Annotated in this window: 5 protein-coding genes; 4 read left to right on the forward strand and 1 reads right to left on the reverse strand. The window is 36.5% G+C overall.

Features of this window, described 5'->3' with window-relative positions:
• Positions 1 to 818 precede the first annotated feature (818 nt).
• The 4 genes from QLG08_RS01370 (at position 819) to QLG08_RS01385 (ending at position 3,806) form a co-directional block, all read left to right on the forward strand.
• Complete coding sequence (locus QLG08_RS01370; protein WP_282472778.1) at positions 819 to 1,043, forward strand: hypothetical protein; 225 nt, start codon at positions 819 to 821, stop codon at positions 1,041 to 1,043.
• Entirely contained in the window at positions 1,019 to 1,729 is a 711-nt protein-coding gene (locus QLG08_RS01375; protein WP_174261554.1) for a hypothetical protein, read from the forward strand. Before QLG08_RS01370 ends, QLG08_RS01375 begins: the two co-directional genes overlap by 25 nt.
• A gap of 574 nt (positions 1,730 to 2,303) precedes the next feature.
• Positions 2,304 to 2,984, forward strand: coding sequence for a hypothetical protein (locus QLG08_RS01380; protein ID WP_174261553.1), 681 nt, complete (start codon positions 2,304 to 2,306; stop codon positions 2,982 to 2,984).
• Between the two features lie 9 nt (positions 2,985 to 2,993).
• Entirely contained in the window at positions 2,994 to 3,806 is an 813-nt protein-coding gene (locus QLG08_RS01385; RefSeq protein WP_282472779.1) for a chaperonin, read from the forward strand.
• A 190-nt stretch (positions 3,807 to 3,996) separates the two neighbouring features.
• Here the strand turns inward: QLG08_RS01385 and QLG08_RS01390 are convergent, their stop codons facing one another.
• A complete protein-coding gene (locus QLG08_RS01390; protein ID WP_174261551.1) occupies positions 3,997 to 4,338 on the reverse strand; it encodes a hypothetical protein in 342 nt (113 codons plus the stop codon).
• Between the last annotated feature and the right edge of the window lie 501 nt (positions 4,339 to 4,839).

Raw genomic sequence — 4,839 nt, forward strand, 5'->3', positions numbered from 1 at the left:
TGGCGAAACGGGAAACATGAAGAAAAACCCACCGACATTACTAACTGAAGGTTGTATCTAATACTGGGGGCTGGTCACGTATGTTCTGGTTCGGGAGGGTTACACAAACTGCCTATTGGTTTGTACTGGATGAACCAGTATCAATTTTTGATATAGGTAGTTGGTTTACGCATCACGAGATGATGTTAAAATTACATGGTGGTGACTTGGATTTTGTCGATATGGATAGGCAAGGTGAGTTGCCGTTTTAGTACTGCCAATTTTAGTAGTGATAAAAAACCTACATTAGCTTTAAAATATCCTTTCAAATTAATTACATTGGTAAACTAAATGAAACGGATTGCATTGGTTTTTCTCTTCATTCCTGTTGTGTCATGGGCTGGGTGCTTTGGTAGTGATGCCTATCAGACTTGTACTGATAATTCCGGCAATACCTACCACGTACAGAGATACGGTAATACAACTAACGTTCAAGGCTATAATTCAAGTACTGGTAGTTCTTGGAATCAAAACAGTACCCGTATGGGAAATCAGACGATGACTCGTGGGCATGATGCAGACGGGAATTCTTGGAACTCTACAACTACCAGTTACGGCAATGGTAACTATAACGTCAGAGGTCAGGATTCAAACGGAAATAGCTTCTCTAGGAACTGCAATCAATTTGGTTGTAACTGATAGGACTCGCCATGAACCACGAAAAGTTTGTGCAGAACAACCCGTAGTTACGCTTTATGGCGAGTGAGTATATAATAACTTATCTGACTTTATTATCATAGATTTTAGCAGTAACTCAAATATGTTAGAAAGGAATCACTATGACAACTAAAGACATTGATAATATTTCCGACGATGGCTTTGCTCAAGAGTACTATTACAATCATCAAAAGGAATACATTGACCGCTTATTAGGTGTAAACAATCCCCTTAAGCTATTCCTAACAACAAGAGATTTATCGAAGCTGAAGGAAGCTTACGATAAGGCACACGACATAAGAAAATTCGAGATTGAACTTTATTGGAAAAGAACTACATACATTTGACTGTAATAAGTGCACTGGTAACTATCTCAGGTCTTTTGCTAAGTCAGTCTTTTAAAGGTTCTAGCAGTACCCCTGCTGCAAACGATGATGTGTTTTTTAATCTTTACTATGGCATTCTTTTTCTATCATCAATAGGTACACTGATAACAATAATTGCAGCAAACATATTGAAAAATAGTGTATACAGGCAAAAAAACTGGGAATATCACACTAGCCTGTTAGAACCTTTATTTTCTGGCAGCATTTACTCTACTCATCTAAATTCAAATTTCAAGGTTAATAAAAATCGAAAACTATCCATATCCAAAATAAATACTTGCTTCTATCTTTTAATGCTATTCTGTTGGCTTGCAATATTTGAGGTGTCTGTTTTTATTCACAACATAAATTACACACCATTAGCATTTCCTATCATTTTATCTTCCGTTGTTTTCGTTGGTAGCTTTGAGTTTGGCATGCAATATATTTGTCGTTCAAAAGATGGTGATCATCACGTTTTATTAAATCATTATAATGTCACAATAATTAATGAGAAACCAAAAGAGGTCAACATCGTTATACGGCATTTAAAAAGAGCCGCTACATTTATTTTAGCCCTTGGTGCAGTTCTTCTATGGCTCGCTGCTATTCTCGTAATTTTTCATTACTCTTCAAAATTTTTTGTTTGGTTAAACCTACAGATTTAATTTATAGTTAACCGGAAGATGATTTAATTTTCATCTTCCCACTTCAATCCACTATCACGACTCTCATGATCGTACTTTTCCTTGAGTACATCTAGGGTGATACGCTCTGGTGAGTCCCAAGCTAGTTCGGGATACTGAACTAGCTTACCATCAATGTAGTACTGAATTTCTTCCCCTGCTTTCCTTAACTCAAATCTACCAACCTTAAAACTATCAATCTTAATCCTTTCCTCCGCAAGCTTTGAGTACTTGTACCGCGTTGATCACTTCATTTGAGTACTGTGTAAGCACACTGAGTTCAAACAGGGCATCTTGGCTCGGGTTCAGATAGCTCCAAATGTTGTGTATCTGTACTGCTCTATAATCTCTATCCTCAACCGTAAATGAGTCAGTATCCGTACAACTGATCCTTACTTCATCTGTGACGTACAAGAAGAGGTACTTATCTTGTGTTTTGCTATATTCGATTCTTAACATGGTAAATCCTCATATGTATCATGAGGTATTTATCATAGAACTATGAAATTCAATGATTTTGTGATATTTAGATACTTTTGGGTTAAAGGATAAGACCATGAAAGGTGAGGTTTGGAAGGTAGCTAAAAAAGCATGGAAGATATTTAAAGAAGTCGCTATCGGAATACTGTTAGTACTTTCCCTGTGGTTAGTCATTGTTGGGGCTTATAAGAAAGATATTGGTAATCTTTCGGATTGGATAAGTGCAGCATGTAATATACTGATGGCATTTGCAGCGATGGTGGCCATGTATAAAGCTTTGAGGTGGTTTGATTCACACAAACAAAATGAAGCAATAAGCGTAGCCAAATCCCTTTTGACGGAATATGATTCAATTTTATCTAATATTCATAAAATTAATTATGACTTAATAAATATCTCTAGTTATAGAGATAAAAGAGATGAGTATAACTCTGTTAAAAGTAAGGTTAAAGAGTTAGCATACAGGTGTATTGAACTTGATAACAATCTCACATCAGCAGCACGCTGGGGGATAAAAGCCAAAAGCGAATCGATAGAATCTTCTTTTAAAGCTTTGTTAAGTTACTTCAATTTGGCTTGGGAACAGTGTGTTCACTATGAATTACTAATATCCCTGACTCCAGCAGAAGTTTTGTACTCGGAACCCAAACAAGGAAAGGAAGATGAACTAAACGCATTAATGAAGACGTTAGTTGAAAATAAATTAGCAATTCCTTTTGACCAAATATTCGAACTTAACCCGAATGAAATTAAATAAATTTTAACTATGACTACAATCAGCGAAAGAATCAGACATATTCGTATCGAAGAAGGTTATTGTTTAATATGCGGCCAATTTGGTAAGCTTAGTAAGGATCATGTTCCACCTAAAAGTGCTATAACTTTAACACCAATGCTTCAAAAAACCATCAGTGAATGGTGGGGCACAACTTCAGTCAAACCAATCGATGCAGTATCCGGTACAGTTTTTAAGACAATATGTAAGCATTGCAACAATGAGATTTTAGGTTCTAGAGATCAATACATTTCAGACGCCACAAGAAATTTCACAGACCAATTGAAGTTATATCTAACCAATGCAAATTCGCTTACAAACTATATCAAAGTTCCATTTAATGCAGTTGAATTTACGCGAGCCATGCTTGGACATTTGATAGCCGCATCATCAGTTGACGAGTGCAAAAAAACACTAGTTGATACCCCGTTCTTTACCCCTCTTCGTAAGTACGTTTTAGGTGAAACGGAAACTTTTGAAGATACTCATGATCTTTACTATTGGTTCTACCCCAAACGAGTACAAATTACCGCCAGACATGTTCTCTTCCACAATAACGGACACAATTGCTATTGTTGTGCCTTACATTTCTTCCCAATATCATTCCTTGTGACGCAAAAAGGTGAAGGTACTTTTCCTGCTCAAGCCAAACGACTATTACTCAACGATAGAAATCTGCATTTTAATGTTTCTATGGGAAATTTAGACTATGTATCATTCCCATTTGTACCATTGAAAGGTAATACGATGGTACTCTTCAATTCTGGCTATACCTGCGTTAGTTATCCTGCTTTGAGTAAGTAGTACTCAAACGTCCTTGAGTACTTCTACATTACCTGCTCTAAAAGCACTTCAAGTACCAGAAGCCGTTTTCGGTCATCGTGAGTGGCTTCAATCTCTTCAAGATTCGGTACTTCGTGCCCATCAATGAAGTACTGAACCTTTCCGACATCATCAGCCTTCAGTACTTCATATCTATCTACACAAAGGCATTTCATGCATCAAAGGCTTCAGTAACATATTTTTTGAAGGCTTGTTTGGTCTGCTCAACACCAGCCACCATGCAGTACTGTTCGTATACACGTAATGTGATGGTATTATTCATGCGTTCATTCAAATGGAACTTGATACCGTTAAACTGAGCATTCAAAGGATGTGAATCTGAATAACCTTTACTGTAGGTTTGTAAGAATACTTCACGTGCAATCTGTTCAACTGGAAACTTACTGTACTCTTCATTTTGTTTAACTTGCTCTACAACTTCCTTGTATGTATCAGTACTTAACGTTTTGTTATTCAGTTTCTCAGTATCTTTATACTCATTACCATCAAGCACTATAGAGTACTCTTTGTTACTACTTTTCTTATCTGAAGTCTTAGTGCTTCCCCCTACGATAGAGAGTAATTCATTTAGTGACTTTCCATACTTATCGGCTAATGCTTGTACTTCATCTCATCGATCTGATCTAGTTGTTTCTTTGCCTCTGACAATTGTAATTGCATGGCATCAAGTTGTTCACGTGTCATTTTGCTGAAGTTAGTAGTCATGATTTCTCTCGCTATTAAGTTAGGTTGATTCGTTGTGTGGAATGCAATCTAATTGTTGATAAGATATATTGCAAGGAAAAAATAACGGCAAATAAAGATAATTTTCAACCCTAGAAGAAAAAAACACACTGCTCCTAAAATCAATGAGTTACAGCACTAAAATAAAATTACTGAAGATTCCAATTATATATATCGGTATCAAATACAACTAATTTGACCTGCTCCCCGTTGATTAATACACCGTGATGTTAGTAATGTCTTCATAAGCCACATGAGGACATCCCCATGA

The organism is Pantoea sp. V106_11 (assembly GCF_029967885.1).
In the GTDB taxonomy this organism is placed as follows: domain Bacteria; phylum Pseudomonadota; class Gammaproteobacteria; order Enterobacterales; family Enterobacteriaceae; genus Pantoea; species Pantoea ananatis.

What these genes read in the sequence shown, in the direction of transcription:
- QLG08_RS01370 (WP_282472778.1), top strand. Translation starts at nt 819, where the DNA reads ATGACAACTAAAGACATTGATAATATTTCCGACGATGGCTTTGCTCAA.
- QLG08_RS01380 (WP_174261553.1), top strand. Translation starts at nt 2,304, where the DNA reads ATGAAAGGTGAGGTTTGGAAGGTAGCTAAAAAAGCATGGAAGATATTT.
- QLG08_RS01385 (WP_282472779.1), top strand. Translation starts at nt 2,994, where the DNA reads ATGACTACAATCAGCGAAAGAATCAGACATATTCGTATCGAAGAAGGT.